Annotated in this window: 22 protein-coding genes and 4 pseudogenes; 10 read left to right on the top strand and 16 right to left on the bottom strand. The window is 38.7% G+C overall.

The window, feature by feature from the left end; genetic code table 11:
* Positions 1–83: 83 nt before the first annotated feature.
* The 3 genes and pseudogenes from LFLEISCH_RS04080 (at position 84) to LFLEISCH_RS16585 (ending at position 2,461) form a co-directional block, all read left to right on the top strand.
* Complete coding sequence (locus tag LFLEISCH_RS04080) at positions 84–314, top strand: FeoA family protein (protein ID WP_007473285.1); 231 nt, start codon at positions 84–86, stop codon at positions 312–314.
* A pseudogene (gene feoB / locus LFLEISCH_RS04075) lies at positions 307–2,297 on the top strand (ferrous iron transport protein B). Before LFLEISCH_RS04080 ends, feoB begins: the two are co-directional and overlap by 8 nt.
* Positions 2,204–2,461, top strand: coding sequence for a FeoB-associated Cys-rich membrane protein (locus tag LFLEISCH_RS16585; protein WP_479481407.1), 258 nt, complete (start codon positions 2,204–2,206; stop codon positions 2,459–2,461). Before feoB ends, LFLEISCH_RS16585 begins: the two are co-directional and overlap by 94 nt.
* 250 nt (positions 2,462–2,711) lie before the next feature.
* On the opposite strand, the gene LFLEISCH_RS04065 is transcribed toward LFLEISCH_RS16585, so the two are convergent.
* Positions 2,712–3,785, bottom strand: a complete 1,074-nt coding sequence (locus tag LFLEISCH_RS04065) for a threonine aldolase family protein (RefSeq protein ID WP_007473278.1) — start codon at positions 3,783–3,785, stop codon at positions 2,712–2,714.
* Positions 3,786–3,788: 3 nt separating this feature from the next.
* Positions 3,789–4,346 (bottom strand): TetR/AcrR family transcriptional regulator, encoded by a 558-nt coding sequence (locus LFLEISCH_RS04060; protein WP_007473276.1) that lies wholly within the window; start codon positions 4,344–4,346, stop codon positions 3,789–3,791.
* 130 nt (positions 4,347–4,476) lie between these two features.
* Between LFLEISCH_RS04060 and LFLEISCH_RS04055 the strand changes: the two genes are divergently transcribed.
* Complete coding sequence (locus LFLEISCH_RS04055) at positions 4,477–6,600, top strand: MMPL family transporter (RefSeq protein ID WP_007473274.1); 2,124 nt, start codon at positions 4,477–4,479, stop codon at positions 6,598–6,600.
* A 55-nt stretch (positions 6,601–6,655) separates the two neighbouring features.
* Here the strand turns inward: LFLEISCH_RS04055 and LFLEISCH_RS04050 are convergent, their stop codons facing one another.
* Together LFLEISCH_RS04050 and LFLEISCH_RS04045 are read right to left on the bottom strand one after the other, a co-directional pair.
* A complete protein-coding gene (locus LFLEISCH_RS04050) occupies positions 6,656–7,069 on the bottom strand; it encodes a VOC family protein (protein WP_007473272.1) in 414 nt (137 codons plus the stop codon).
* 18 nt (positions 7,070–7,087) lie between these two features.
* Positions 7,088–7,324: a helix-turn-helix domain-containing protein gene (locus LFLEISCH_RS04045; protein ID WP_007473271.1), complete on the bottom strand. Its 237-nt coding sequence runs from the start codon at positions 7,322–7,324 to the stop codon at positions 7,088–7,090.
* A 125-nt stretch (positions 7,325–7,449) separates the two neighbouring features.
* Between LFLEISCH_RS04045 and LFLEISCH_RS04040 the strand changes: the two genes are divergently transcribed.
* The 3 genes and pseudogenes from LFLEISCH_RS04040 (at position 7,450) to hemQ (ending at position 10,063) form a co-directional block, all read left to right on the top strand.
* Entirely contained in the window at positions 7,450–8,181 is a 732-nt protein-coding gene (locus LFLEISCH_RS04040) for an NADPH-dependent oxidoreductase (protein WP_007473269.1), read from the top strand.
* A gap of 64 nt (positions 8,182–8,245) precedes the next feature.
* Positions 8,246–9,192: pseudogene (manA, locus tag LFLEISCH_RS04035) on the top strand (mannose-6-phosphate isomerase, class I).
* A 115-nt stretch (positions 9,193–9,307) separates the two neighbouring features.
* Complete coding sequence (gene hemQ / locus LFLEISCH_RS04030; protein ID WP_007473261.1) at positions 9,308–10,063, top strand: hydrogen peroxide-dependent heme synthase; 756 nt, start codon at positions 9,308–9,310, stop codon at positions 10,061–10,063.
* Positions 10,064–10,134: 71 nt separating this feature from the next.
* Here the strand turns inward: hemQ and LFLEISCH_RS04025 are convergent, their stop codons facing one another.
* The 6 genes and pseudogenes from LFLEISCH_RS04025 to LFLEISCH_RS04000 form a co-directional block, all read right to left on the bottom strand.
* Positions 10,135–13,593 (bottom strand): immunoglobulin-like domain-containing protein, encoded by a 3,459-nt coding sequence (locus tag LFLEISCH_RS04025; RefSeq protein WP_007473259.1) that lies wholly within the window; start codon positions 13,591–13,593, stop codon positions 10,135–10,137.
* 592 nt (positions 13,594–14,185) lie between these two features.
* A pseudogene (locus LFLEISCH_RS04020) lies at positions 14,186–15,498 on the bottom strand (MATE family efflux transporter).
* 70 nt (positions 15,499–15,568) lie between these two features.
* On the bottom strand, positions 15,569–16,000 hold the full coding sequence (locus LFLEISCH_RS04015; protein ID WP_007473258.1) for a MarR family winged helix-turn-helix transcriptional regulator: 432 nt from the start codon (positions 15,998–16,000) through the stop codon (positions 15,569–15,571).
* A gap of 313 nt (positions 16,001–16,313) precedes the next feature.
* Positions 16,314–17,309 carry an aldo/keto reductase gene (locus tag LFLEISCH_RS04010; protein WP_007473255.1) on the bottom strand — a complete coding sequence of 332 codons (996 nt, stop codon included), beginning with the start codon at positions 17,307–17,309 and terminating at the stop codon, positions 16,314–16,316.
* Positions 17,310–17,324: 15 nt separating this feature from the next.
* Positions 17,325–17,678 carry a MerR family transcriptional regulator gene (locus tag LFLEISCH_RS04005; protein ID WP_007473253.1) on the bottom strand — a complete coding sequence of 118 codons (354 nt, stop codon included), beginning with the start codon at positions 17,676–17,678 and terminating at the stop codon, positions 17,325–17,327.
* A gap of 95 nt (positions 17,679–17,773) precedes the next feature.
* Positions 17,774–18,166, bottom strand: coding sequence for a MerR family transcriptional regulator (locus tag LFLEISCH_RS04000; protein ID WP_007473251.1), 393 nt, complete (start codon positions 18,164–18,166; stop codon positions 17,774–17,776).
* Positions 18,167–18,634: 468 nt separating this feature from the next.
* On the opposite strand from LFLEISCH_RS04000, the pseudogene LFLEISCH_RS03995 reads away from it, so the two are divergent.
* Together LFLEISCH_RS03995 and LFLEISCH_RS03990 are read left to right on the top strand one after the other, a co-directional pair.
* A pseudogene (locus LFLEISCH_RS03995) lies at positions 18,635–19,553 on the top strand (DNA-binding domain-containing protein).
* A gap of 3 nt (positions 19,554–19,556) precedes the next feature.
* Positions 19,557–19,766, top strand: coding sequence for a lmo0673 family protein (locus tag LFLEISCH_RS03990; protein WP_007473246.1), 210 nt, complete (start codon positions 19,557–19,559; stop codon positions 19,764–19,766).
* Positions 19,767–19,929: 163 nt separating this feature from the next.
* On the opposite strand, the gene LFLEISCH_RS15600 is transcribed toward LFLEISCH_RS03990, so the two are convergent.
* Positions 19,930–20,205: an NAD-dependent epimerase/dehydratase family protein gene (locus LFLEISCH_RS15600; protein WP_206538441.1), complete on the bottom strand. Its 276-nt coding sequence runs from the start codon at positions 20,203–20,205 to the stop codon at positions 19,930–19,932.
* A 52-nt stretch (positions 20,206–20,257) separates the two neighbouring features.
* Entirely contained in the window at positions 20,258–20,773 is a 516-nt protein-coding gene (locus LFLEISCH_RS15595) for an NAD-dependent epimerase/dehydratase family protein (protein WP_007473242.1), read from the bottom strand.
* Between the two features lie 120 nt (positions 20,774–20,893).
* On the opposite strand from LFLEISCH_RS15595, the gene LFLEISCH_RS03980 reads away from it, so the two are divergent.
* The gene (locus LFLEISCH_RS03980) at positions 20,894–21,715 is read left to right on the top strand and encodes a helix-turn-helix transcriptional regulator (protein ID WP_007473241.1); all 822 of its coding nucleotides are present in this window, start codon (positions 20,894–20,896) and stop codon (positions 21,713–21,715) included.
* A gap of 365 nt (positions 21,716–22,080) precedes the next feature.
* On the opposite strand, the gene LFLEISCH_RS15805 is transcribed toward LFLEISCH_RS03980, so the two are convergent.
* The 4 genes from LFLEISCH_RS15805 to LFLEISCH_RS03960 form a co-directional block, all read right to left on the bottom strand.
* The gene (locus LFLEISCH_RS15805) at positions 22,081–22,314 is read right to left on the bottom strand and encodes a hypothetical protein (RefSeq protein WP_241432867.1); all 234 of its coding nucleotides are present in this window, start codon (positions 22,312–22,314) and stop codon (positions 22,081–22,083) included.
* A gap of 640 nt (positions 22,315–22,954) precedes the next feature.
* Entirely contained in the window at positions 22,955–23,338 is a 384-nt protein-coding gene (locus LFLEISCH_RS03970) for a DUF423 domain-containing protein (protein ID WP_007473237.1), read from the bottom strand.
* Positions 23,339–23,354: 16 nt separating this feature from the next.
* Positions 23,355–23,624 (bottom strand): YwdI family protein, encoded by a 270-nt coding sequence (locus tag LFLEISCH_RS03965; RefSeq protein ID WP_007473235.1) that lies wholly within the window; start codon positions 23,622–23,624, stop codon positions 23,355–23,357.
* 4 nt (positions 23,625–23,628) lie between these two features.
* A complete protein-coding gene (locus LFLEISCH_RS03960; protein ID WP_007473233.1) occupies positions 23,629–24,186 on the bottom strand; it encodes a maltose acetyltransferase domain-containing protein in 558 nt (185 codons plus the stop codon).
* Between the last annotated feature and the right edge of the window lie 23 nt (positions 24,187–24,209).

The raw sequence follows: 24,209 nt of genomic DNA, 5'->3' as shown, positions 1-24,209 counted from the left end.
GATTTACTTTTTGCCAAATTGTGATAAAATGAACTTAATTGATAATGATTCTCAAACTCATTTTGAAAATGGGAGGCAAAAATATGCAACTTAACGAACTTGCTCCGGGAGAACGCGCTCAAATCGCTGCCTTAAATGTTTCCAGCTCACAACTAAAAAGACGCCTTCTTGCGCTTGGTTGTACTGAAGGTTGCGAATTATGCATGAAGCAAAAAGGATTTCTAGGCGGCCCTTGTACAATTGAGACAAATGGCCAATATATCAGCATTCGAAGCTGTGACGCCTGTGAAATTGTGGTGAATCGGAATGACTAATACATATTGTTTACTAGGGAATCCCAATACTGGGAAAACCTCCCTTTTTAATGCCCTAACTGGCTCCTACGAATATGTAGGCAATTGGAGCGGCGTGACCGTTCAGAAAAAAATTGGCACTTTAAAAGGAAAAAAAGGGAAACTGGTAGATTTACCGGGTATTTATGACGTCAACCCTATCTCACGAGATGAAACCGTTGTAACGCAGTTTTTATTAGAAGAAAATTTTGATTCGATGCTAAATATTGTGGATGCCTCGCAAATTGAACGGAATTTAAATTTGACCGTCCAACTGCTTGAATACGGGGCGCCGATTGTGATGGGACTTAACATGGTGGATGTGGCCGTCTCAAGAGGAATTAAAATCGATATTCCGAAACTGGCTCGTGCTCTTAAAATCCCTATTTCCCCTGTGATTGCACGCTCCGGCAAAGGCGTTGAAGATATTCTTTTAACCCTAACCGAAGAGTTGCCGAAGCGAAATCGCCCACTCAAATTGGTGTATCCAGCGCCGATTGAAAAGGCCATAGAAGCGCTCACTCCTCTGTTTAAAAATAAATTGCCAAGTAAGCATGTGCGCTTTTTCGCGCTTCAATTTCTCGTTGAAAATCCGGTGATCGAACAAGCCCTTCAAGAAGAGGCTTTTTTTGAAAAGGCGATTTTGATTCGTAGCACGGCGGAATCTGAACTTGCAAGGAGTATTGAAAGTCACATCCATAGTACGCGGCGCCATTTTATTCAAGATATTTGTTTAGAGAGCGTCACGTACACGAAAACGGCGGATGTACCTCTGTCGGATAAACTGGACCGAATTGTGACGCACCGTTTTTTGGGTATCCCTATTTTCCTTATGCTCATGTGGCTAATTTTTCAAATTACGTTTACATGGGTCGGCGTGCCGCTTTCGGATTTATTAGATGGCTTTTTTAGTGGCCCGTTAACAGACATGACTATTCAATTTTTATCCTCCATAGAAGCAAGCCAGTTTTTAATTGATTTAATTACAAATGGTATTATCGCTGGCGTTGGAGGCGTACTGGTTTTTATCCCACAAATTTTAGTCATTTTCTTTTTTATTTCTCTTTTGGAAGATTCAGGTTATATGGCACGGATTGCCGTTGTGATGGATCGCTTGATGGAAATGTTTGGTTTGAACGGAAAAGCATTTATTCCAATGATTATTGGATTTGGATGTAATGTTCCCGGGATTATGGCGGCCCGTTCCATCGAAGAATCCAAAGAACGGACGATTACCATTTTAATTACGCCCTTTATGTCATGTTCAGCCCGTTTACCTGTTTATGCCCTTTTTGCAGGTGTTTTTTTCGTAAAATACCAAGCACTTGTGGTCTTGTCTCTTTATGTAATCGGCATTATTCTGGCGCTTATCGTCACAAAAATTTTATCCAAAACCTTATTAAAAAAAGATGATTCTATTTTTGTCGTAGAGCTGCCGCCTTACCGCGTTCCTTCTATAAAACGCTTTGGCGTAGCACTTCAGAAAAAGGAAAAGGTTTTTTGAAAAAAGCAGGGACGTTTATTTTCGCAGGTTCAGTCATTATTTGGCTGCTCAATTACGCTGGCCCTAGCGGCTTCAATGTTCCAATGGGCGAAAGCTTTCTTGCGATTATTGGGAGCGTACTAGCGCCTATTTTGGCTCCGCTCGGTTTTGGAACTTGGCAAGCAGGCGCCACATTAATTCCCGGTTTTTTAGCCAAAGAAGTGATTATTTCGACGATGGCCATTATTTATTCAGTAGGAGAAAATAGCCTTGGGAGCGTTGTTAGCGCATTTTACACACCTCTTTCTGCCTATTGTTTTATGCTTTTTATCTTACTTTACGTTCCGTGCCTAGCTACCGTTGCAGCAATTAGAAAAGAAACAGCCTCATGGAAATGGACGGCTTTTGCTACCCTGTATCCGCTACTAACCGCCTATCTCATTGTTTTTCTTGTTTATCAAATTGGCCGACTTTTCGTTTAAGAAGGATGAAAAAAATGTTAGCTCTTTTTACCAATCTTTTCCTTGGCAGCCTGATTTTCGGCTATACGCTTTATGCCCTCATACGCTACGTTAAAAAAAGTAAAAAAGGCAAGTGTGCGGCTTGCGAATTAGAGGAAAACTGTGAATTAAATAAGCCGCATTAATAAATTTTAAAATCCCGCTATTATCAAAATAGCGGGATTTCAGCTTGTAGAAAAACTCAAAGTTTAAGCGAAACAAAACGCTTCTCACCAAAATCAGACTGCTGACAAATGGTGAGATTCTAGGCAGTGCCGAGTACCGGAGCGGAGCGTACTAGAGTACGTGAGCACCGGAACGGAGGCACTAACAACGAAGATCGCCGTTTGTCAGCAGTCTGAAATCCCGCTATTATTTAAATAGCGGGATTTGCATTCAGCTTAGCACTTGAAATAAATGAAGAAGTTCTTTAGCTTGGATTTTGAAAATGGCATCTCCAACAGTCAGTTCAAATGATGAAGTGTTCGTATCTTTTTCGACCAAATAGCCTGTTACCCCGATATCAGTCTCTTGATGAACCTGAGCTAAACGTGCTTTGACCTCTAACACGGGTTTTAAAAATTCGACATGAAACATATTCGAAACGGGTATTTCGGGTATTGTGCGAACGCCCGGAAGCTGATTAAATTGTTTCGCAAGCTCCACTGCTTTTTCATAATAAAGCGCCATACTATCTTTCCGTTTTTCGTAGTAATAGTCGGCGGATAAAATATACGGATAGAGACTAATTAAATCCCCACCATAGCGCCTTTTCCAAATTTTTGCTTCCTCTAAAAAGTCATTTGGTCCAGCTAAAATCGCACCCGCAATCCCGCCAAGCCCCTTATAAAAAGAAACATATACACTATCAAAGAGAGCACAAACTTCTTTTGCTTCTTTTTGATAAAAAGGGAGAATTTCAAAAAGTCTTGCTCCGTCTAAATGGAGAGCAATTTGATGTTCTCTGCAATACATAGAAATTTCGACTAGTTCTTGAAAACTTGGTAACTGCCCGCCGATTTCACGTTGCGGAAGCTCAAGAAGCACACAGGAAACCTTTTGACTAAGCGCTTTAATGTCCGCTAAGGTCACGACACGGTCACTTTCGCCCAAAAGCAAGGTTTCAATATGATGAATTTGTTTGAGCCCATCTGCCTCATGAATTTCAAGATGCGCTAGCGGATGATACGCCACTTTTGGGATTTGTTTGCGGTCAGCCCAAATACGCAAGGCAATTTGTTGAGCCATTGTCCCACTAGGAAAAAACACAGCTCCTTCCAAGCCTAAAACATGGGCAATTTTTTCTTCAAAATGAGTGATGATTTCGCCTGTCCCGTAAATATCACTAAGTTCATCACCGCAAATTCCAGAAATGGCCTCTTGCAGGACGGCAATATTTCTAGGGCCATTATTCGATAATTTATAAGTCGTTGCTTGATAGGTTTGTTTTAACTGATCCGAGTTTTCCATCTGTCACCTCTCCTTTTGAAATTCAATTTTAACAGGAAGAATTTCTTGAAACCACCGGTCCATTTTCTTTCCGTCGTAATGATGCCCGCCTTTTTCTGACCAATATAAAACAGCCGCTAAATTTGCTGTATACACATATGTGAGTAAATCGACAGGTAGTTTTTTTGGAAATTTTAACATATCGGCATGTTTTTCTATATCCTGCCGCAGAAGTTCTAAAAAGAAATCCCCCATTGTTTTAAAAAAAGTTTCATCCTCTTTTTGTTTTTCAAAGATGCTTTTCATATCACTATAAAGGTTATCCATAATAGATTCAAACGGGTGGTTAATGCGTTCTTTAATATCAATTGAAAAATAATTTTGAAATTTCTCTTTTAAAATATAACTCAGCAAATCATATTTATCATAAAAATGTTTATAGAAAGTGGTGCGATGAATGAGCGCTTTTTTACAAATACTATTGACCGTCACAGCTTTCATTTCTTCATGTTCTAATATTTCTAAAAAAGTTTCAACGAGCACCTTTTTCGTTTTTTGAACACGTAAATCATTTTCGTTCATCTACATTTCTCCTTAAATGTCGCATAACTATACACGCTTTTAAAATTGTTTCTATCTCTTGTAAGTCAAGTCATGATAAACTACAATGTATCTTTTTATTATAACGCGAACATAAGGAGGAAACAAACTTTTGGCAAAATTACTATTTCGCCTAGGACAAACGTTTGCAAAGCATAGATGGAAAACTATTTTTGGCTGGCTCATTGTCTTAGGTATTATTTTAGCAACACTCGGTATAGATGGGATTCATTTTTCAGATGATATTAAAATGAATGGCTTAAAATCACTTGATACATCCGAAAAAATTGGACAAGAATTTAAGCAAGATTCCCAAAAAGGAAACATTCGCATTGTCTTTCAAACAAAAGATAAAAAGGGGATTGTTCAACCGGAAAATATCGCACAAATCAACCAAGCTTTAAACAACATAAGCAAACAAAAACATGTGGTTAGTACAAGCAACCCCTATGAATCAAAAACGATTAGCCAAGATATGACAACTGCTTTCGCTGATTTGACTTACGATGTGGATTATATGCAAGTGAATGAAAAGATGGTTGGCGATGTAAAAGATGCTTTAAAACCGCTTCATAAAGCGGGTATTCAAACTGAGCTAACCGGTAATGTGATGATTTCGCCAATGGAAATCGGAGGAACTTCTGAGGCTATCGGGATTATCGTTGCCCTTATTATTTTAGTTGTAACGTTCGGATCACTTATCGCAGCAGGTCTTCCTATTCTTTCCGCGCTTGTAAGTTTAGGCGCAAGTATCGGGATTGTAGCTATTCTTTCAAGCTTTATCGATATGCCAAATGTTACACTAACGCTTGCTGTCATGATTGGACTTGCTGTTGGAATTGATTACGCCTTATTTATCTTATTTAAATATCGTCAAATTATCCGCACAGAAAAAGATCCTATTAAAGCAGTTGGCTTAGCCACTGGAACCGCCGGTAGCGCTGTTATATTTGCGGGTATTACCGTCATCATTGCCGTTTGTGGTCTATCCCTTGTCGGCATCGATTTCTTAGCCGTAATGGGATTTGCATCCGCCATCAGCGTCCTTTTCGCTGTTTTATCGGCACTCATTTTAATGCCAGCATTTATAGGTTTACTGTATAAGAAAATTAAGCCGCAAAAAGCGAAAAAAGTCGGCAAAGAAGACACACTATGGACTAAATTTGTCATTGGTAAGCCACTTATCGCTTTTCTCTGTTCCATCATTTTACTTGGTGGCTTAAGCATTCCTTTCGCCAATATGGAGCTCGGTATCCCCGATAACGGGACGAAACCAGCTGATTCCACGGAGAAAAAAGCCTATGATATCTTATCTGATAAATTTGGAGAAGGCTTTAACGGACCTCTTGCCGCGCTTGTTCATATTGAAAAGCCAGAAGATGCCGCTAACCTTGAAACGGTTGTCAAACACATCTCCAGCATGAAAAATGTCGCCTACGCCATACCACAGTTAAACGAGGCGAAAGATTATGCTTTAATCTCTGTTATTCCAAAAACGGGACCTACAGATGTTAAAACCGCTGACCTCGTTCATGACTTACGCGATTATAACAAAACGACCGAGTCAAAATATAATCTAAACCTTGAAGTCACAGGGCAAAGCGCGATTAATATTGATATGTCGCAAAAATTAAATGACGCCATTCCGGTTTTCGCAAGCGTAATTGTCATCCTTGCCTTTTTACTCCTTATGGTCGTCTTCCGCTCCCTTTTAATCCCGTTAAAAGCGGTATTAGGTTTCGTCTTAACGCTCACAGCAACACTAGGTTTTACGACCCTTATCTTACAAGAAGGCGTTTTGAAAGATGTATTTGGCATTAGCGAAACAGGTCCTATACTCGCCTTTTTACCCGTCATAACAATTGGGATTTTATTCGGGCTAGCCATGGACTACGAGGTGTTCCTCATGTCGCGTATTCACGAGGAATATACGCTTTCAAAAGACAATGTTCACTCGATTAAAACAGGATTACGCGAAAGCGGTCCTGTCATCGTAGCCGCTGCGCTCATCATGTTTTCCGTGTTCATAAGCTTTGTATTCGCCCCAGATTCCATGATTAAATCAATCGGCATTGCGCTAGGCTTTGGTGTACTGTTTGACGCGTTTATCGTCCGACTAACCATCATTCCTGCGCTAACAAAGCTCTTTGGAAAAGCCTCTTGGTACCTTCCAAAATGGCTCGACAAAATTTTACCTTCTTTAGATATTGAAGGACATGATTTAAAAGACAAATAAAATAACGCAAGGGAAACCCGTTAAATTGGGATTTCCCTTGCGTTTTTAATTATTTTCATTCAAAAAACTGCAATATATAACCATCAATCGTCTCGATTTGACAAAGCTTGGTTTCAAAGTCAGCGGTATCATTTAAGTTTACTTTTTCCCAACCGCTATTTATGACGTGGGCGTGCAGTTTTTCGATGCCTTGAACTTTCATAAAAGCGACGGTACCGCCTTTTGGTTCGCCGTATAGGAAGTGGAGGCCAGTAAATGGCGCAATGTGTAGGCTTTCAAATTCGCGGGGGAGATCAAACGCGCAGCCGTATGTACCTTGTCCCTCTTCGTTTCGCTCATCAATTTCGCAGTACCAACCAAGTGTTTTCGTAAACCAGGCGATGGTCGCATCCATGTCTTCCGTATAGTACACTGGGCCAGTTTCTTTTACAACAAAGCCGCGTTCTTTAAATTTATTCCAATCGTTCATAGTATTATCCCCTTTCATTTAATGTTCATACGGACGATATTTTTTTCGAAGCCCTTCCTGTGTGGCATGGCGATTTTCAATATCTAATCGGTGGAAAAGAAGGACGTTTCCTTTCCGTATATGGGGCAAAATATTTCGTTTAGCAAGCGACTGAATGGCTTGTTTGGTTATGCCTAAGTAGTTTGCAGACTCTTCTGATGTCAAAAAAGTTTCTTCTAAAAATAGCCGATCTTGTTCTTGTTTACTTACTTCCAAAGAAAGCACATCCTTTCTACTCTTCTAGTGTAGAAAAAATTAGCGTTTTTTTCAAGTATAGCGTTAACATTTTCACTTAAGAACGCTATACTAAATAGTAAAGCAAATTGAAGGAGGTTCTAGTTTTGAATAAAGTGATCGAGCAAATGTTAAATCATCGTTCCATTCGTCAGTACATACCAGGAAAAAGTATTCCAGAAGAGGATTTAGACCTAATTATCCGAGCTGCAAAAAGCGCTCCCTCTTGGATAAACGGCCAGCATTACTCCATAATCGGCATTAAAGATCCCGCTCGCAAACAAAAACTGGCTGAGCTAACGAAAAATCCATATGTAGCAGAATGTTCCATCTTTTTTGTATTTGTTGGCGATTTTTACCGCGTAAGTCTTGCAAGTGCTAAACATGATACACCTTTTCGGGCTAAAAGTGAGGAAGACTTACTACTTGTTGCTGCGACTGATGTTGGCTTAGCTTGCCAAAACGCCCTTACGGCGGCCGAAAGCCTTGGTTACGGTACAGTTTGCATTGGAGGTATCCGGCGTGAGTTTACAGAAGTCTCCGAATTTCTAGGCTTACCAGAATTTGTTATCCCTATTGTAGGTCTTTGTATTGGCTATCCAGATACAAATCCAAAAGTAAAGCCTCGCTTACCTAAAGAAGCCGTTTACTTTGAAGAAACCTATCAAACAGATACGCTTCCGCTACTTGAAAAATATGACACAGAAATTATTCCCTACTCAGAACGTGAAGGCTCTATCGGATATACAGAGCGCCTAGCAAAATCCTATGCAGAACCTTACTATAAGGGAATTCTAGAAGGCCTAAAAAAACAAGGCTATTTAGGCGGAAATAGGTAGCATTTAAATTTCAATTGGTATATACTTTTGATGAGATAACTTATTTAACTTGAGGAGGTTCATAATGAAAGAAGCATTATTTTTAAATCCCGTTTTTCAAGACCGCATTTGGGGCGGTACACAACTTCATGATTACTTTGGGTACAATATTCCGTCTGATAAAACAGGCGAGGATTGGGCAATTTCTGCTCATCCAAACGGCCCTTCCACTGTTAAAAACGGCGAATTTGCTGGAAAACGCTTATTGAACTATGGTCCGAACATCCGGAACTTTTTGGAAATCCGAAAGACCCAGTTTTCCCCCTACTAACAAAGATTTTAGATGCCAATACGGATTTATCCGTCCAAGTGCATCCAGATGACGCGTATGCGAAAGTCCATGAAAACGGCGAACTTGGCAAAACGGAGTGTTGGTATATTATTGATTGCGAAAAAGATGCGGAACTCATTTATGGGCATCATGCGCAGTCCAAAGAGGAATTTATAAAAATGGTTGAAAATGGTGAGTGGGATAAACTTCTTCGCAAGGTGAAAATTGCGCCAGGCGAATTCTACTATGTGCCAAGTGGTACCATCCACGCGCTTGGTACTGGCACACTCGTTCTTGAAACACAACAAAGTTCGGATACGACTTACCGCGTGTATGACTATGACAGAAAAGATGCAGATGGGAACACACGTGAACTCCATTTGGAAAAAGCAATTGATGTTACAACCATTCCTCATCACGATGCCAAACTTGATATACAAGTTGAAAAACGCGACGGGGCAACTGTCACTACATTTGTATCGAATGACTTTTTTAGCGTCTATAAATGGGACATTGACGGAAATGCGGCATTTAAGGCAACAGCGCCTTATACGCTCGTGAGCATTCTAGACGGAAACGCGACGCTTTATATTGATCAGGTCGCAACACCTGTTCAAAAAGGTGATCATTTTATTTTGCCGAATGAAGTTCAGTCTTGGTCACTAGACGGAACGATAACCGCAATTGTATCGACACCTTAAAACTAGTATACGGGGATTTTCCCCGTATTTTTTTAAACAGCAAAAAAGACTTTCGCATTTCACTATGTTAAACTTAATTTAGTGAATAATTTTACATAAGAAAGGCGTGACCCTAATGAATGAAGCAGTCAAAACATTAGATGGATGGTACACTCTACATGATTTTAGAGCCGTAGACTGGACATCTTGGCGGGAAACTTCGCTAGCAGATCGTGAGCGGATTTTAAAAGAATGGAATACCTTCTTAGCAAATTTAGAAGTAACTAAAAATATCGGTGCGGGTGAACATACGCTTTATACTATTTTAGGCCAAAAAGCTGATTTTGTATTTTTAGTTCTTCGCGAAACATTGGAAGAATTAAATGCCGTTGAAAATGAATTTAACAAATTAGCGATTGCCGATTATTTAGTCCCTACCTATTCTTATATTTCCGTTGTAGAGCTAAGCAATTATTTAGCCTCCCATATGACTGGCGGTGAGGACCCTTATCAAAATAAACACGTCCGCGCCAGACTTTATCCAAAACTACCTGAGAAAAAACACATTTGCTTTTACCCGATGAATAAAAAACGCGACGGTGAAGACAACTGGTATATGCTACCAATGGATGAGCGCCAGCGAATGATTCGCGATCATGGCCAAATCGGCCGCAGCTACGCCGGGAAAGTCAGTCAAATTATAGGCGGTTCAATTGGCCTTGATGATTACGAATGGGGCGTCACCTTATTTGCAGACGATGCGCTCGAATTTAAACGTATCGTCACTGAAATGCGTTTTGATGAAACAAGTGCTCGTTACGGAGAATTTGGTGCTTTCTTCATTGGAAACCTGCTTCCGCATGAGGAAATCGAAGGATTTTTTGCTATTTAAAAAACCTCTTCACATTTTGTGAAGAGGTTAGACTGTAGATAGAGTTTTATCTACAGTCTTTTTTTATTCAATTAGTTAGTCACTGTAACGGATTTTGTATCCATTATAAGTCCATTTCTATCAAGCAATTCAATTTTCACATTATCTGATGTAGATGTAATGCGATTGTTGATGCCAACATAGTAACTAAAGTTTCCACCTGTAACATTTCCACCTGCTGGAAGAACTGTACCATTTACGGTTAAACGGATAGATTTCCCTTCCCCTGTATACGTCCCTGTTACAGAACTTGATTTCAAGGAGAAAGTAGCTGGTGTAATCGTCCCAACGGCTGGTTGGGCTGTGCGGATGGTAACTGGTTTAGTGTCTAGTACCACACCATTACGATCCAGTGCAGTAACTGCCACCGTATCCGAAGTCGATTTAATTTTGTCCCCAATCCAGAAGCTTAAACGACCACTCGTAATCGTTCCACCTGAGTAATTTGTGCCATTAATCGTCACTCTAACAGAACTCACAGCGCTTGAAACATTTGCTGTTAAAGTACTATCACTAGGAACGGTAAACACATCTGGTTGGATATCACCACTAACATTTGCAATATCCACAGATTTCACATCAAGTTGTTTTCCAAAAGCATCATATCCATACAATTTCACATCATCGCTAGAAGACGTAATTTTGTTGCCAATATAGAAGCTAATCGTACCACCTGCTACCGTACCGCCTGAGTAAATCGTACCATTAATCGATACTTTTACAGCCTTCACATCATCGGTATACGTACCTGTTAAGGTCGTATCTCGGCCAGCTGTAAAACGGTTAGGTGTTACAGTTCCTTTTGTTGTTGCAGATGCACTTGCAATTGCCACCGGTTTTTGATCTAACATTTGGCCAGACATATCATACGCTGTAATTTTCACGATGTCGCTTGCGGATTTAATTTTATCCCCAACATAAAAACTTACTTGTCCGCCAGACACAGTACCACCCACATAATCAGTACCATTGATGGTTACTTTAACAGATTTCACATCGCCTGTATACGTGGCTGTTAATGTTCTGTCTGTTGGAATTGTGTACGTATTCGGTGTAATCGTACCCGATGAATTTATATTGGTCACGCTAATCGCTGAAGTCGCAATACGATTGCCTTCTTTATCATAGCCATTCACCACAACGGAATCCGTGGTATTTTTAATTTTATCCACCGCATAGAAATTAAAAGTACCATCTTTATTCAATGTTCCGCCACGATATTCTACGCCATTGATTGTAGCGCCAAGCGATTTTACATCACCTGTATAGCTCCCTGTAATGTTTCGGTCTACACCAAGGACAAAGTTGTTTGCAGAAACAGTTCCTGTTCCAATCGAGCCAGGATCTTGGGCATCAAATAACGTAATCGCAGAAGTCGCAATACGATTCCCATTCTTATCATACCCGTACATCACCGCAGATTTTGTTTTATCTTTAATTGTATTTAACGCATAGAAGGAGAAAGTTCCGTTACTGTTCACGGTTCCACCACGATATTCAGTTCCATCATAGAGTAAACCAAGAGATTTCACATCACCTGTTACCGTTCCAGTCACGTTGATATCTTGGTGAATCGTAAACGAATTAGCTACAACCGTTCCTGTTCCAGGAATGTTAGGTGTATTATTTGATACAATCGTCCCTGTTTTGGTATCTAAGACTTTCCCACTTGCATCTAGTCCTTCAACCCTGAAAGTACCTGTTTTTGTAATCTTATCTAGCGCATAAAAAGCATACGTTTTGGCAGAAGCATTGATAGTTCCGCCTGTATAAACCGTTCCATCAATCGTAATACGGAAGGATTTCACATCACCTGTATATGTTCCTTCGATATTTCTATCTTTCCCAAGTGTGAAGTCTTTGGTTGTAATCGTTCCGGTTGTCACAACAGGAGCAGCTACAACAGCTGTAGCAACTGGACTTGCTTTTCCGTTCGCTCCTTTTTGCGTCGCTCTGTATGTGCTTCCTGCCGGAGCTGAGTATACGTTAAAGGTTGCTTTTCCTGTTGCATCAGCCGCTTTTGCTGTTTCCTCGCCGTCTGGTGTGATTAGGGTAATGAGCGCATTTGGCACACCTGTCACAGTCACTTTGGTATCCCCTGCTGCAATCGCGGAAATCACAGGCTTAGCTAATGTCATATCACTCACTGTTACAGTCGCTTGTGGGCTCACATTCTGATTGTTTGGATTCACTTGCACCACTGCTATATTTGTTCCACCATTTTGTTTGGGGATGACAACAGCGTAGCTTCCGTTTTGGTCAACTAGTCCTGTGTACGTATTCCCACCAATTGTAACGCGAATCGTATTGCCTGGTGCTCCTGTACCTGTAACCGTTGTATCCGTATCACTTACAGGATTTAGAGTCGGTCTATTCGGTGTAGAACCATCTTTTACTTTAGTGCTGGCAGTAGAAGTTTGGCTATCCACTGTAGCGGTTGCTGTAATCGTATCATCAAAACGTTGGACAGGAATCGTGAAGCTATAAGCCCCATTTCCATCTGCTTGTCCAGAAGCGATTAATGTGCCAGCACCATTTCTTACTAACATACTTGCATATGGTTCTGCGGTTCCACTTACCGTTTGACTTGTAGTTGTTAGCTCACGAATTGTTGTTTGACGAATCGTGCCTTGTGTCACGGTTGTAGAAGCGGATGTTCCTGTTCCAGGATCTGTTGCAACTACGACAGTCCCTTTACCTTGTTTAGGAATGGTGATGCTATAATTCCCATTACTATCTGCTTTTCCTGTTCCAATCACATTGCCATTTACAGTAATGTTAACAGTTGCTAGTGGATTTGCTTTCCCACTTGCGACCGTACTTGTAGTATCTAGCGGATTAATTGCTACATTATTAGCATCTAAATCTACTAATTTTACATTAGAAAAGATAACATATCCTACTCTTGTTTGCTTTGTACCAAAACCACTTAACGTAATCGTTGTGTTTTCGGAATCCGCAGTAATCGTCGCCTCAGCATTAGCTGGTGCAGCTCTCCATCCTGAATCATATACTTTACGTGAACCACTAGATGCGGACACCGCATACAAACCGTTACTTTCATTACTTACTGAAGCCGTAAAGCGGTAACGATGGCCTGGAATAGTTTTAACATCTTGATTTAACTCTCCTCTATTCCCTACATCTGTTACAGCCCATAATCCAAGTTGGCCATCACCGAATGGTTTAACGGACGAATTCACATACGCACCTGAAACTTGTGTACAATACCAACCATCATGTGTAATAGATGTGTAAGGGAATGTCAGATACCACTGATCAAAACCATTAAACTCGGTATTTTTAAGTACGTTCTCAGAAGTTGCTTGTAACGCGCCTAATTGATTTGTTTTTGTTGTAGATGTTTCTGTAGTTTCTGATGCTTTTGCCGTTAACACATTAAACGGAATACTTGTAGCCAGTGTCGATGCGATAACAGTTGCTGTAACAGCACCAATAGTAACCTTTTTTAACTTTGATTTTTTGTTCATAAAGTAAAATCTCCTTTAAGTTTTAGTGTATTTCATTAGGATTTCCTTTTTGGATTTTAGAACCTCTTTCCTAAGGAAGTTCTATATGATACATGTCGTCAACTCATTTTATTTTAAGCTTAGACATGTGAATACATAATTGATTTTTCTGTATAAAAAGTTCTTCGTTCTTATACATTGTGTGCTAGTGGTATGTCTTAGATAGTCAACACTCATTTAGAATTTCCTTTTTTGAGCCGATAGACACTGTAACATTCAATAGCCAAAACTTATTGTAGAACATTTCATTTGATTTTTAAATATCGATAAAAAAAGGTTTATCTAAAAACCCCTCTTATTTGTGAACAATTTGTTACATTTTATGACTATCTTAAAATCGAGGAAAATAAACAAGAAAAAGGGCTATTTCTTCATATTAAAATAGAATCACACTACAATACTGAACTATCTTTTATTCAAATTAGAGAGAGCTTTTATATAAAATTTGTACACAACCTAAAAAAGCAAAATAGCCTCCCCACAACATCTAGAGATACCATTTATATATGAATGACCCATTTTTCAAAATAAAAAACTTAGAAATCTATGATTCCTAAGCTTCATGAGCCGCTATTGACTTTTTATTTAATCGAAACAGGAAGGGAATGAACAAAATAACGCCAACTAGGCAAGTGATTATTTCCGTTACCGTCATCGACCAAATCACACCTTGCAAGCCAAATGTCATATGCAAAATAAAAATAATCGGAATATAAAGCACACCTTGTAAAACAGCTAATATTGTTGTTGGTATCCCTTGACCAGTTGCTTGGAAAATCCCCATAAATAAGCCTGCAAAACCATTGAATAAAGCGGAAATTAGCATCGCCACTAAAATGAGAGTTCCAACACTTAATAATTCCTTGTCTTCTGTAAATAGCGCAAAAATTGGTGTTCGGAAAATATAAACAATACCAACAAACAAAATGGAAATGGCAGCAATCCAACCGCTAGCTGCTTTAATTCCCTCTTTTAACCGTTTAAAATTCGGTTTCCCGTAGTTAAAAGCAAAAAAATAGGAATCAAACCTAAAAATAAACCCATCGTTAAAAACTCTGGTATTTGAACGATACGAAGGGCAATTCCGAAACCAGCTACAACATCGTCCCCGTAAAAAATCGCAAAATGGTTTAAAAGTAAGGTAGATACAATCATAAAGGCAGACTGGAATAACTCCGCCATCCCAATTTTATAAATTTCCAATTGTTCGCGAACTGATAGGAAGAAATGCTTCATAAAACCCGACAGCGCCGTACTCCTTTTTTCCAAAAAATAGATGTAGTAAACGGCTGACCCTAAATTGGAAAGCGCCATTGCGAGCGCAGCCCCTGCCACGTGCCATCCGAATCCCAAAATAAGAAGTGGGTCAAGAATCAGGCTTAGCCCGGTGGCGATAAAAATGCCATACATCGACTCTTTGGAAGCCCCCAGTGCCCGAACGAGTTGTTCAAGCGCAAAGTTCACAATAATCATGAATCCAGCAGATGAAAGCATAAGAACATATTGTTTGGTAAAAAGGTAGGTCATCTGGTCCGCGCCTAGTCCACTTACAACAGGGTCAACGATAAAGAAGGCGAGAATCGCAAATAAAATCCCCGAAATCAAACTGCCATAAAACGTGTAGCCCGCAATTTTTTTAGCGCGTTCCGTTTCATTTTGGCTAATAAGACGCGTAATAAAGGTCCCACCACCAACACCAAACACATTGCCTAGCGCCATAAGGACTGTAAAAATCGGTAGTCCTAACGTAATGGCTGACATCATATGCGTATTGTGAAGCATCCCGATAAAATACGCATTAATCACGTTATAAATCGTTCCAACAGACATTCCAATCATCATCGGAATCGACAAGTGCATCATCATTTTTCTAATCGGCGCTTCTTCTAAATAATATTGATCTGATAATTTTTTCAACACAAACACTTCTTTCAAATTAAAGTAAATGGTTGCGTACTTTGGTTAAAAGAGCAATTAATGTCTCGACTTCTTGAGGTGTGAGTCCTGCTTTTAAGCTTTCCTCAACAGCTAAAAAATTGGCATTAAATTCATCAATAAGGCGAACGCCTTTTTCAAGGACAAAAAGATTTTTTTGACGTTCATTTCCAGCCGGCCTAACGCGTTCAATATAACCTTTTTCCTCTAGACCCCGGAGCATACTAGAGATACTCGCACCGCGCCGCTGAAAAACCTCTGCCAAATCTTTTTGAATAACGCCTTCCTCTTGATGCCCATAAATATAACCTATCATACGACCTTGGGCGGCATTTAAGCCAAGTTCAGCAAGTCGCTCGTCAGCTTGTTGCTTGGTTCGAATAGTAATTTCTCGAACTAAATTAGATAATGGTGTGTACACATCTTTTTCCATAAACATAACCTCATTTTCGTTTAGTTAGAATTCTAATTAACATAGTGATTATAATAGTTAGATTTCTAACTGTCAAGTATCTAAATAAAAAAACTACCCAGAAGGTAGTTTCGGCTTGTAGAAAAACGCAAAGTTTACGCAAAACAAAACGACGCACGCCAAAATCGGACTGCTGATAAATGGTGAGATTCTAGCAGGGCCGAGTACCGGAGCGGAGCGTACTCGAGTACGTGAGCACCGGAACGGAGGCACTAACGACGAAGATTGCCGTTTGTCAGCAGTCTGAAACTACCTAGAAGGTAGTTTTTTAAAATTATTGCTGATTAGACAGTGCTCCAACAACGGGATGAGGTAGGTATAGTTCCTCTAAGAAGCTCATGTCGCCATTTGTAAGTTGCAAATCAAGCGCAGAAACTGCTCTTTCTAAATGCGTAATTTTTTGCGCCCCTATAATAGGAGCTGTAATTTCAGGTTTGTTTAGTAGCCAAGCAAGCGCTAGTTGATCGCGTGTAACTGCATATTCATTCGCGAGATTAGCTACTCGTTCAATGACCGCTTTATCGGATTCTATCATGCCATCATATTTCGAGCTTTGAATGGTATCCGTTTTGGAACGCGCAGTTGTTTCAGAAATATCACGCGTTAGTCGGCCAGATGCGAGCGGACTGTAAGGGGTTAAGGCGATTTTTTCGTCTTTACAAAATGGGATCATTTCCCGTTCCTCTTCTCGGTAAATTAAATTGTAATGATTTTGCATGGAAACAAATTTAGTGAAGCCATTTTGTTCTGCCACACGCTGCGCTTTTTGAAATTGCCAAGCGTACATCGCACTTGCGCCGATATAACGGGCTTTGCCAGACTTCACGACATCATGCAATGCTCCCATTGTTTCTTCAATCGGTGTAAACTGATCAAACCTGTGAATAATATATACATCGACATAATCGGTTTCAAGCCGTTTTAAACTATGGTCAATTTCTGCTAAAATTTCTTTTCGGGAAAGTCCACCACTATTTGGACGACCTTCTCGCATTGTTTGGTGCACTTTTGTCGCAAGTACAATATCATCGCGGTTTGAAAAATCTTTTAGTGCACGCCCAACAATTTTTTCGCTTTCCCCATAAGAGTAAATATTGGCTGTGTCAAAAAAGTTAATTCCTAAATCGAGCGCTTTTTTTATGACGTCACGGCTTTTCGCCTCATCTAGCACCCATTTGTGAATCCATTTGTCCGCATCGCCAAACCCCATGGTCCCTAAACAAATTTTAGATACGTCCATCCCAGTATTTCCAAATTTCACATATTCCATTTTAATGCCTCCCTTTTACTTCAGTAATTCATCGTAATGTTCAATTTTCATTTTTAAGCGCGTGTGTGCTGCGCTAAGTTCATTCATTTTAGCTTCTAATTTCTCACTTTCTTCCATTAGAAGGTTTTTTCTAGCTAAATTAGTATGTTCGCCTTCGCCGTACAGTTTAATATACTCAATCAAACTCTCGATGGATAAACCAGCACCGCGCATGCACTTTGCGAAATCAATCCACCGCATATCTTCTTCATCAAAATCACGAATCCCTCCGCTTGTTCGTTTAACTGGAGGAATAAGACCAATTCGTTCATAATAACGAATGGTATCGGCTGAAATATCTTTTTCTCGACTTACTTCTGAAATATTCATTGACTCTTCACCCCAAAATTAAATTTCACTTACATTTTAAGAATAAAGCTTGAAGTGAACTCCAAGTCAAGCTTTTTATGCAAAAAAAACAGAGCCTAAACCCTGTTTACATCAAAATCTCGTAATCTGCTCTCCGCCTGCTGTACATGCCCGTAATTATCAAGCTTAAACTGCAAACGATGAATCGCCTCAGAAAGTTCTGCTGCCTTCGCCTCTAATTCCTCTTTTTGTGTACGGATTAAAGCTATTCTTGCGTCAACCGTCTCATCACCTTGCCGAAATAACGATAAATACTCTACCAATGATTCAATTGAAAGACCAGCATTTCTCATCTGACGACTAAAGGTAATCCAGCGAATGTCCTCCTCGTCAAATTCCCGCACTCCATTTTGATTTCGCCGCACAGGTGCAATTAAACCAATACGCTCATAATATCGTATCGTATCCGCCGAAACACCCGTGATTTCGCTCACCTTTTTTATATTCATTTAATCATCTCCTCACCATCTAGTTTACCGCACTCCCTACTATACACGTCAACCAATAATAGACCAATCTCACATTTCTTTTAGCACTACGTTTCATTTTTTTAATTTTTAAGGAGCTTATAAAGCGAGTTCTTTTCTAACCGCTATTAAAATGATGAGTTTTTATAAAAATTGTCAATAATTTGTAATATTTATAATTAAGATAATGAACTCCTATCTATCGCAAAAGTTCACGTTTTTTTTTAAAAAAAATTTTAAAACAAAAAATGAAAAACGCTGATTATACAATGAATAAAATACTATTAATACTTTCTTTTTATATATTTATTTTTTTATTTCACAAAAAACAATTCGTAATTTCAGATGCTTTTAAACCCACTTAAAGGCGCTTTACACTTTATTCCTTTGCTGTTATTATGAATTTAACAGAATTATCGTTAACAATAATATCGAGAGGTATGTGATTCTATGCCTAGTACAGAAATAGGAAAATTGCTTACAGAAATAAAAAAACAGGTTGAAAATACCCACTACAAACCCCAATAAAGAAATTAAAAAAGTAGCTCTAAAAGCTGGCATAAGCGAAACGGATGCACAAGATGTTTTTCAAATGATAAAAAACTTTTACCAGGAAGTTGAAAATCGTGGTGGAATTGAAAAATATATGCATTCTAATCTTAGTTGGCTCAAAATTGAACTCACATTATTAAACAAGTGTTATCAATTAGCAGCTTCATGTGGCATGAAAGTTATGGATATCTCTGAAATGCTTAGTTTAAATGATTTAAATATTTTCCCAAAAACACCTAGTCAGCTTCAAAATACCTATTATAAGCTCAAAAAAAACATTATCTCCTTTGAAGACATTCCTAAGAATAAACCAGGCCGCAAACGGAAATCTGAAAAAAATGCAACAAAAGAAAAAAGAAATATTTTTGGACAAGTGGTCACAGGCATCCCCTCTGACGCAACTTTAAAAGGAAAAAAGAATTTTGATAAAAACGCAGAAAAAAATTTAATTGATTTACTTTCCGGCATGAAAAGTAATGTCCAACTTTTAAGTGAGCGTGATGGCGATTATAGTAGCGTCTATAACTTGCTTAAAAGTATTTACTCCTTATCAAGTTTAACTATTCAAAAAGATGAACTCGACCGGAAATATCAAAGGCTACAAAATAAAACCCAAGAACTTGAGAAAGAAAACTTCTATTTGCGCCAACAAAATGAGACAATGACAGTAGAATTTCAAAAATTAGTTTCCCTAATCGCCAAATTTGTTTTCACCTCAGAAATGGATCAAATCAGCGCACTTCCTATTTTTACACAAGAATCCATCGTTTCTTTAAACAAATTAGGTGTTTTTAAAGAAAATTATGAGGAGATGTAAACTTTGTATATTGAAATTTATACGGCAAGTGGCGAATCTATTCGCCTCGATGATGACGCTAAAATCAATGGTATTCCCATCCAAGATTTAACAAATGAGGAACTAAAGGCACTTTTTGAACTTAAATGTATCGAATTAACCAAGTATGACTTAACTTATTTTGTGAACACCAATCAAATTGCATGGTTTTTAACAAGTAAAGGTATCCGTTAAAAAAACGCGGTTGGGACATAAATCCCAGTAAATAAAAAAGGCGTTAAGTTTCTATTACGAAACCTAACGCCTTTTTTGCTCAACATGGAAATAGATAAACATATACTATATGAAAAGCAAAAAAAGTATTACAATTTGCCATACTTTTAGTTAGGCTCTCTTTCTATAATGCCTTTTTTATGTTAGCAACCTTAAAGGAAGGATATTGAGCTTCAAAGCCTAATTCATTTTCAATAGCATTAGTTGATAAAATCATTCCAAAAGGATTGATTTCAGGAGAGTTTTTACTGAATGCAGATGATACGCCCACTATATTTAATAGTTCACGGACCGATGACGGAAAACAATCTGAAACGTTATATATCCCAGTTGAAACATTTTCAGTTATACTTGCCAGATAAAGCGCTTGACAAATATCTGCATGATGAATCATTGACATTTTTTGCTCTGGATTCCAGGTGCGCATAATAGGCATAAACTCGGCTAGATGTTCATCGCCATCTCCGTAGACAAAAGCAAAACAGTAAAATTCTTACATCTAACCCTTTTACTTCTTTTAATTGAATAAGGGTATCTTCTGCGACCTTTTTTGTCTTAGGATACAAAGCTTTTGGATTAAGAGCATCTGTTTCAACACACGGAGCTAGGCGAGGAACGTCCATGTATATAAGACTAGTACTACTAAAAACGAAGCGTTTTATCCCTGCTTTCAAAGTAGCTTCAGCTAAACATTGTGTGCCAACAACATTCGATTTCCATGCCACCTCCTCTGTTACACCACGAAATTGAGCTGCCAAATGGACCACCACATCTGTTCCAGAAATTGCAGCCACTAGCTTTTCTTTATCAGACAAATCACCTAAAACAAGCTCAGCTCCTTGTTCTTGTAAGCTTTTGCCTCGGTCTAAGTCCCGTATCAAAGCACGAACTTCTATCCCTTGATTTAGCAAGTAAGTTGCAAAACGACTTCCAACTTTTCCGGTAGCACCCGTTAAAAAAACTTTCATAATATTTTCTCCTTTAGAATTATAATTTGATTATGTTACTATTATAGTAAAAAAAATGATGGTTATCCTGACTCTTGTTATCATAGGGTGCTAAATAGCAGGATAAGGAAGGAGAGAAAGATGGATGAGAAAAGTATTGGTGCATTCTTGATGTCTGCTCGAAAAAGGGTTCAACCCGAAATGGTTGGGCTAACACGAACAAAGCGTCGCCGGACAGCTGGACTTCGTCGTGAGGAGGTTGCTGAAATTGCTAATATAGGAGTTTCTTGGTATACGTCAATTGAACAGGGGAAAGTAGCCCACCCATCTATTCAAGTATTAGAAAGTATTGCGAATGCGTTGCTACTAAACACAGCTGAAAAACAATACCTATTTAATTTGGCTCAAACTTCTGAACAATTTTCTCATGATCACATAGAAAAGTTCCCTGATGCAATGAGGGCTATGGTTGTTGCCTTAGAACCTAATCCTGTATATGTTATTAATCACCAATGGAATTTTATCGATTGGAATGAATCAGCAGCACTGATATTTAATTTTTCATCTTTTGAAAAATTAAATATCAAGCAACCCAATTTGCTGAATCATTTCTTGTTAAGTGACCATATGATGGTTTTGATTGATGAATGGGAAATGCGAGCAAAAATTATGATTGCTCGCTATAGAGCTGATTTTTTGAAATCACCCCAAGACCCTGATTTCTTGGACAACATTGATTATTTAAAAAAAGAGAGTGCTTTTTTTAGAACAGAATGGGCTCGAAATGATGTAAGAATATTAGAAAATAGTAATAAAAAATGGCAGCATCCACTAATCGGAGAAGTATGCTTTGACCAAATTATTTTAAGTTCACCTGAGTTAGCAAACTACCAAATTATGACATTTATGGCCAGCGAAGAAACTAAGGATAAATTAGAGCAAATGAGAAAGAATACTAACTGAAAAGATATTTGCTATAGAAACCTCTTAAAATAGCATATCACAGCCTACCCTAGACGAAATTTCACCTGAGGAGATTTCACTACTCATTACTCTCATAATTGCCAACACTATAGCTTCCGTTCTCGTTGATTGTATTCTTAACTTTCAAATATTAGTGGGAACCTTGAAGCAATACGAATAAGTAGTAGAAGTCTTAAAGTTCTAATTAGGAAAAGAACCTGAAATTCTTTATATATTTAGCCCCAAAAGTTGGCTTTTTAGTCTAACTTTTGGGGTGCAAATAGGCTATGTTGTGCAAATGGATAAATAGACTCGGAACCTATAACTCCATTTACTTTTTCATTAAATAATCACTAGGTATAAGTTCATCCATAATGGCAGCCAATTTTCCTTACACTTGTTGTTGATATTTGGATGACACTCCTTTTTGATACATCCAGTAAAACAAAAATAGACGGTAGACAAAGAATTTTATTACTTTGTCTGCCATCTATTATTTTAGTTATTTTTTTAGACTCAAGTTTTTCTTCCCAAATCTCAAAAAGCACATCACATTCTTCTTCAATGTCCGCACGTGCCATCTCAGGTTTTACTTCCACACGCTCTAAAACTTCAAAAGTAATTTTGTCGACACCTGGTTTTTTAGAAAGAAAAGATATTTGGAACAAAGCTGTGTGATGCTATACATCAACCACAAAATAAATCATATCACTTTTTCAATTAAAAACCTGTAGCTATTTTTTGAATTTTTCTCTCAAAATACCTTTTTTATTGCTCATTTTATCCCTAACACATCAAAAAGCCAGCTCAAAAAGAGCTGGCAAAAGAGATTTAATGAAAACTGGTTACTAGTTTTCTAGCGCCAAAGCACTATATTCAGTATGTCATAGAAACGGCTCAATGTCTGTGGATAAAAAATGAATTAGGCACCCAAAAACTTGCATATTCTGTCTTATTTACACATGCGATTATACAAGAAAAATAAAAAATACAACAAATTGCCTTAAACAAAAAAAAGAACGCTATAGACTCGTATAAGCCAACTAGCGCCACAAAAAGGGAGTTTAAGGTAAGAAAGGATAACTTACTACTAAAAAGGGAGAAAAAGTAAATAAGTTATCGTTGCTTATGACAGTTAAATACCCCGTCCAAATAGAACTAATCCTCTTTTTTTGATTTTTTTATATTAAAATTTTATGACGAACGACTTTTTTTTGAAATAAAATGTCGTTTTCCTTTTTAAAATGAACGGAAAGTCGGACGCGATTTGGCTGCGGCGATGATGAAACAAATCCAAGCCGCAATAAAACATACACCGCCAATTGGTGTTACGGCACCTAAAACGGTGATTTTGGTTATGCTCAGTATGTACAAACTGCCGGAAAATAAAATGATGCCTGCAGAAAATAGGATGATAGCAGCACCGACAAGACGGCTGTTTAATTTTTCGTAGGCTAGGGCGCAAACTAAAATCGCGACAGCGTGGAACATTTGATATTGTACGCCCGTTTCATACGTAGTGCGATAGCTACCTAAAATATCCTTTAAAGCATGCGCTCCAAATGCGCCAATAGCAACCGCAAGCATAGCAAAAATGCCACCTATTATGAGTCCTTTTTTCAATCCTAACTCCCCCCTTCTAAAAATCAAACAGCGAATCACCATTCGCATCGTCTGACATATCGAGTTTTTTCCCTTGGTTTAAAGCCGGAGGAACCGTTTTCTGACGCTCACTGACAATTTGCGCCGCATCATTTTGGATCACAACATCCGTTTTTGTTTCAGAAAGAGCAAGTTCTGTAAGGATTTTCAAGGCATGGAGATGCGCTTTTTGTTCGGCACCGCCTTGTTTCGCTTGCTTTAACTCATCTTCCATTTTTTGAAATAAAGCTTGGTCTGAAACTTTCACTAATCTAAACTCCTTTTACTTCTTTAATAATACGTGCGGGATTCCCGCCGATTACCACATTATCACCAAAACTTTTGGTAACAACAGCGCCTGATGCGACGACAACATTATCGCCGAGTGTAACGCCAGGGTTAATAACGGCCCGACCGCCAATCCAGGCGTTGTCTCCAATTTTAACAGGCTTCCCTAATTCGAGCCCGCTATTTCGTTCAGTTGGTTCAAGAGGATGCGTGGCTGTATAGATATGCACTCCAGGCGCAAACATGCAGTTATCACCAATATGAATTTCACATACATCGAGCATGACGCAATCGAAATTAGCAAAGAAATTTTCGCCAAGATAAATATTTGACCCGTAGTCAACACGGAGAGTTGGCTCTAAAAACACTTTTTCTCCTGTTCCTCCGAATAGTCGTTTTAATAATTCTGTTCGCGCCGCTGCGTCCATTGTATCGTTAATTTCGCGAATTAATTTACGTGCGCGTGCGCGTCCATGTGCAAGTTCATGGTCAGATGGATCGTATAATTCGCCTGCAAGCATTTTTTCCACTTCTTTTTTCAAATTCTAGCACCTCTTTCCACTAT

Source organism: Listeria fleischmannii subsp. fleischmannii LU2006-1 (genome assembly GCF_000344175.1).
GTDB lineage: Bacteria > Bacillota > Bacilli > Lactobacillales > Listeriaceae > Listeria > Listeria fleischmannii.
Note: the sequence above shows the minus strand (reverse complement) of the source record. Positions and strands in the feature narration are given on the sequence as shown.

Excerpts from the sequence above, each read along its gene's own strand:
- LFLEISCH_RS04080 (WP_007473285.1), top strand. The coding sequence starts at position 84 with ATGCAACTTAACGAACTTGCTCCGGGAGAACGCGCTCAAATCGCTGCC.
- LFLEISCH_RS16585 (WP_479481407.1), top strand. The coding sequence starts at position 2,204 with ATGGAAATGGACGGCTTTTGCTACCCTGTATCCGCTACTAACCGCCTA.
- LFLEISCH_RS04065 (WP_007473278.1), bottom strand. The coding sequence starts at position 3,785 with ATGGAAAACTCGGATCAGTTAAAACAAACCTATCAAGCAACGACTTAT.
- LFLEISCH_RS04060 (WP_007473276.1), bottom strand. The coding sequence starts at position 4,346 with ATGAACGAAAATGATTTACGTGTTCAAAAAACGAAAAAGGTGCTCGTT.
- LFLEISCH_RS04050 (WP_007473272.1), bottom strand. The coding sequence starts at position 7,069 with ATGAACGATTGGAATAAATTTAAAGAACGCGGCTTTGTTGTAAAAGAA.
- hemQ (WP_007473261.1), top strand. The coding sequence starts at position 9,308 with ATGAATGAAGCAGTCAAAACATTAGATGGATGGTACACTCTACATGAT.
- LFLEISCH_RS04025 (WP_007473259.1), bottom strand. The coding sequence starts at position 13,593 with ATGAACAAAAAATCAAAGTTAAAAAAGGTTACTATTGGTGCTGTTACA.
- LFLEISCH_RS04015 (WP_007473258.1), bottom strand. The coding sequence starts at position 16,000 with ATGGAAAAAGATGTGTACACACCATTATCTAATTTAGTTCGAGAAATT.
- LFLEISCH_RS04010 (WP_007473255.1), bottom strand. The coding sequence starts at position 17,309 with ATGGAATATGTGAAATTTGGAAATACTGGGATGGACGTATCTAAAATT.
- LFLEISCH_RS04005 (WP_007473253.1), bottom strand. The coding sequence starts at position 17,678 with ATGAATATTTCAGAAGTAAGTCGAGAAAAAGATATTTCAGCCGATACC.
- LFLEISCH_RS04000 (WP_007473251.1), bottom strand. The coding sequence starts at position 18,166 with ATGAATATAAAAAAGGTGAGCGAAATCACGGGTGTTTCGGCGGATACG.
- LFLEISCH_RS15600 (WP_206538441.1), bottom strand. The coding sequence starts at position 20,205 with ATGTCAATGATTCATCATGCAGATATTTGTCAAGCGCTTTATCTGGCA.
- LFLEISCH_RS15595 (WP_007473242.1), bottom strand. The coding sequence starts at position 20,773 with ATGAAAGTTTTTTTAACGGGTGCTACCGGAAAAGTTGGAAGTCGTTTT.
- LFLEISCH_RS03980 (WP_007473241.1), top strand. The coding sequence starts at position 20,894 with ATGGATGAGAAAAGTATTGGTGCATTCTTGATGTCTGCTCGAAAAAGG.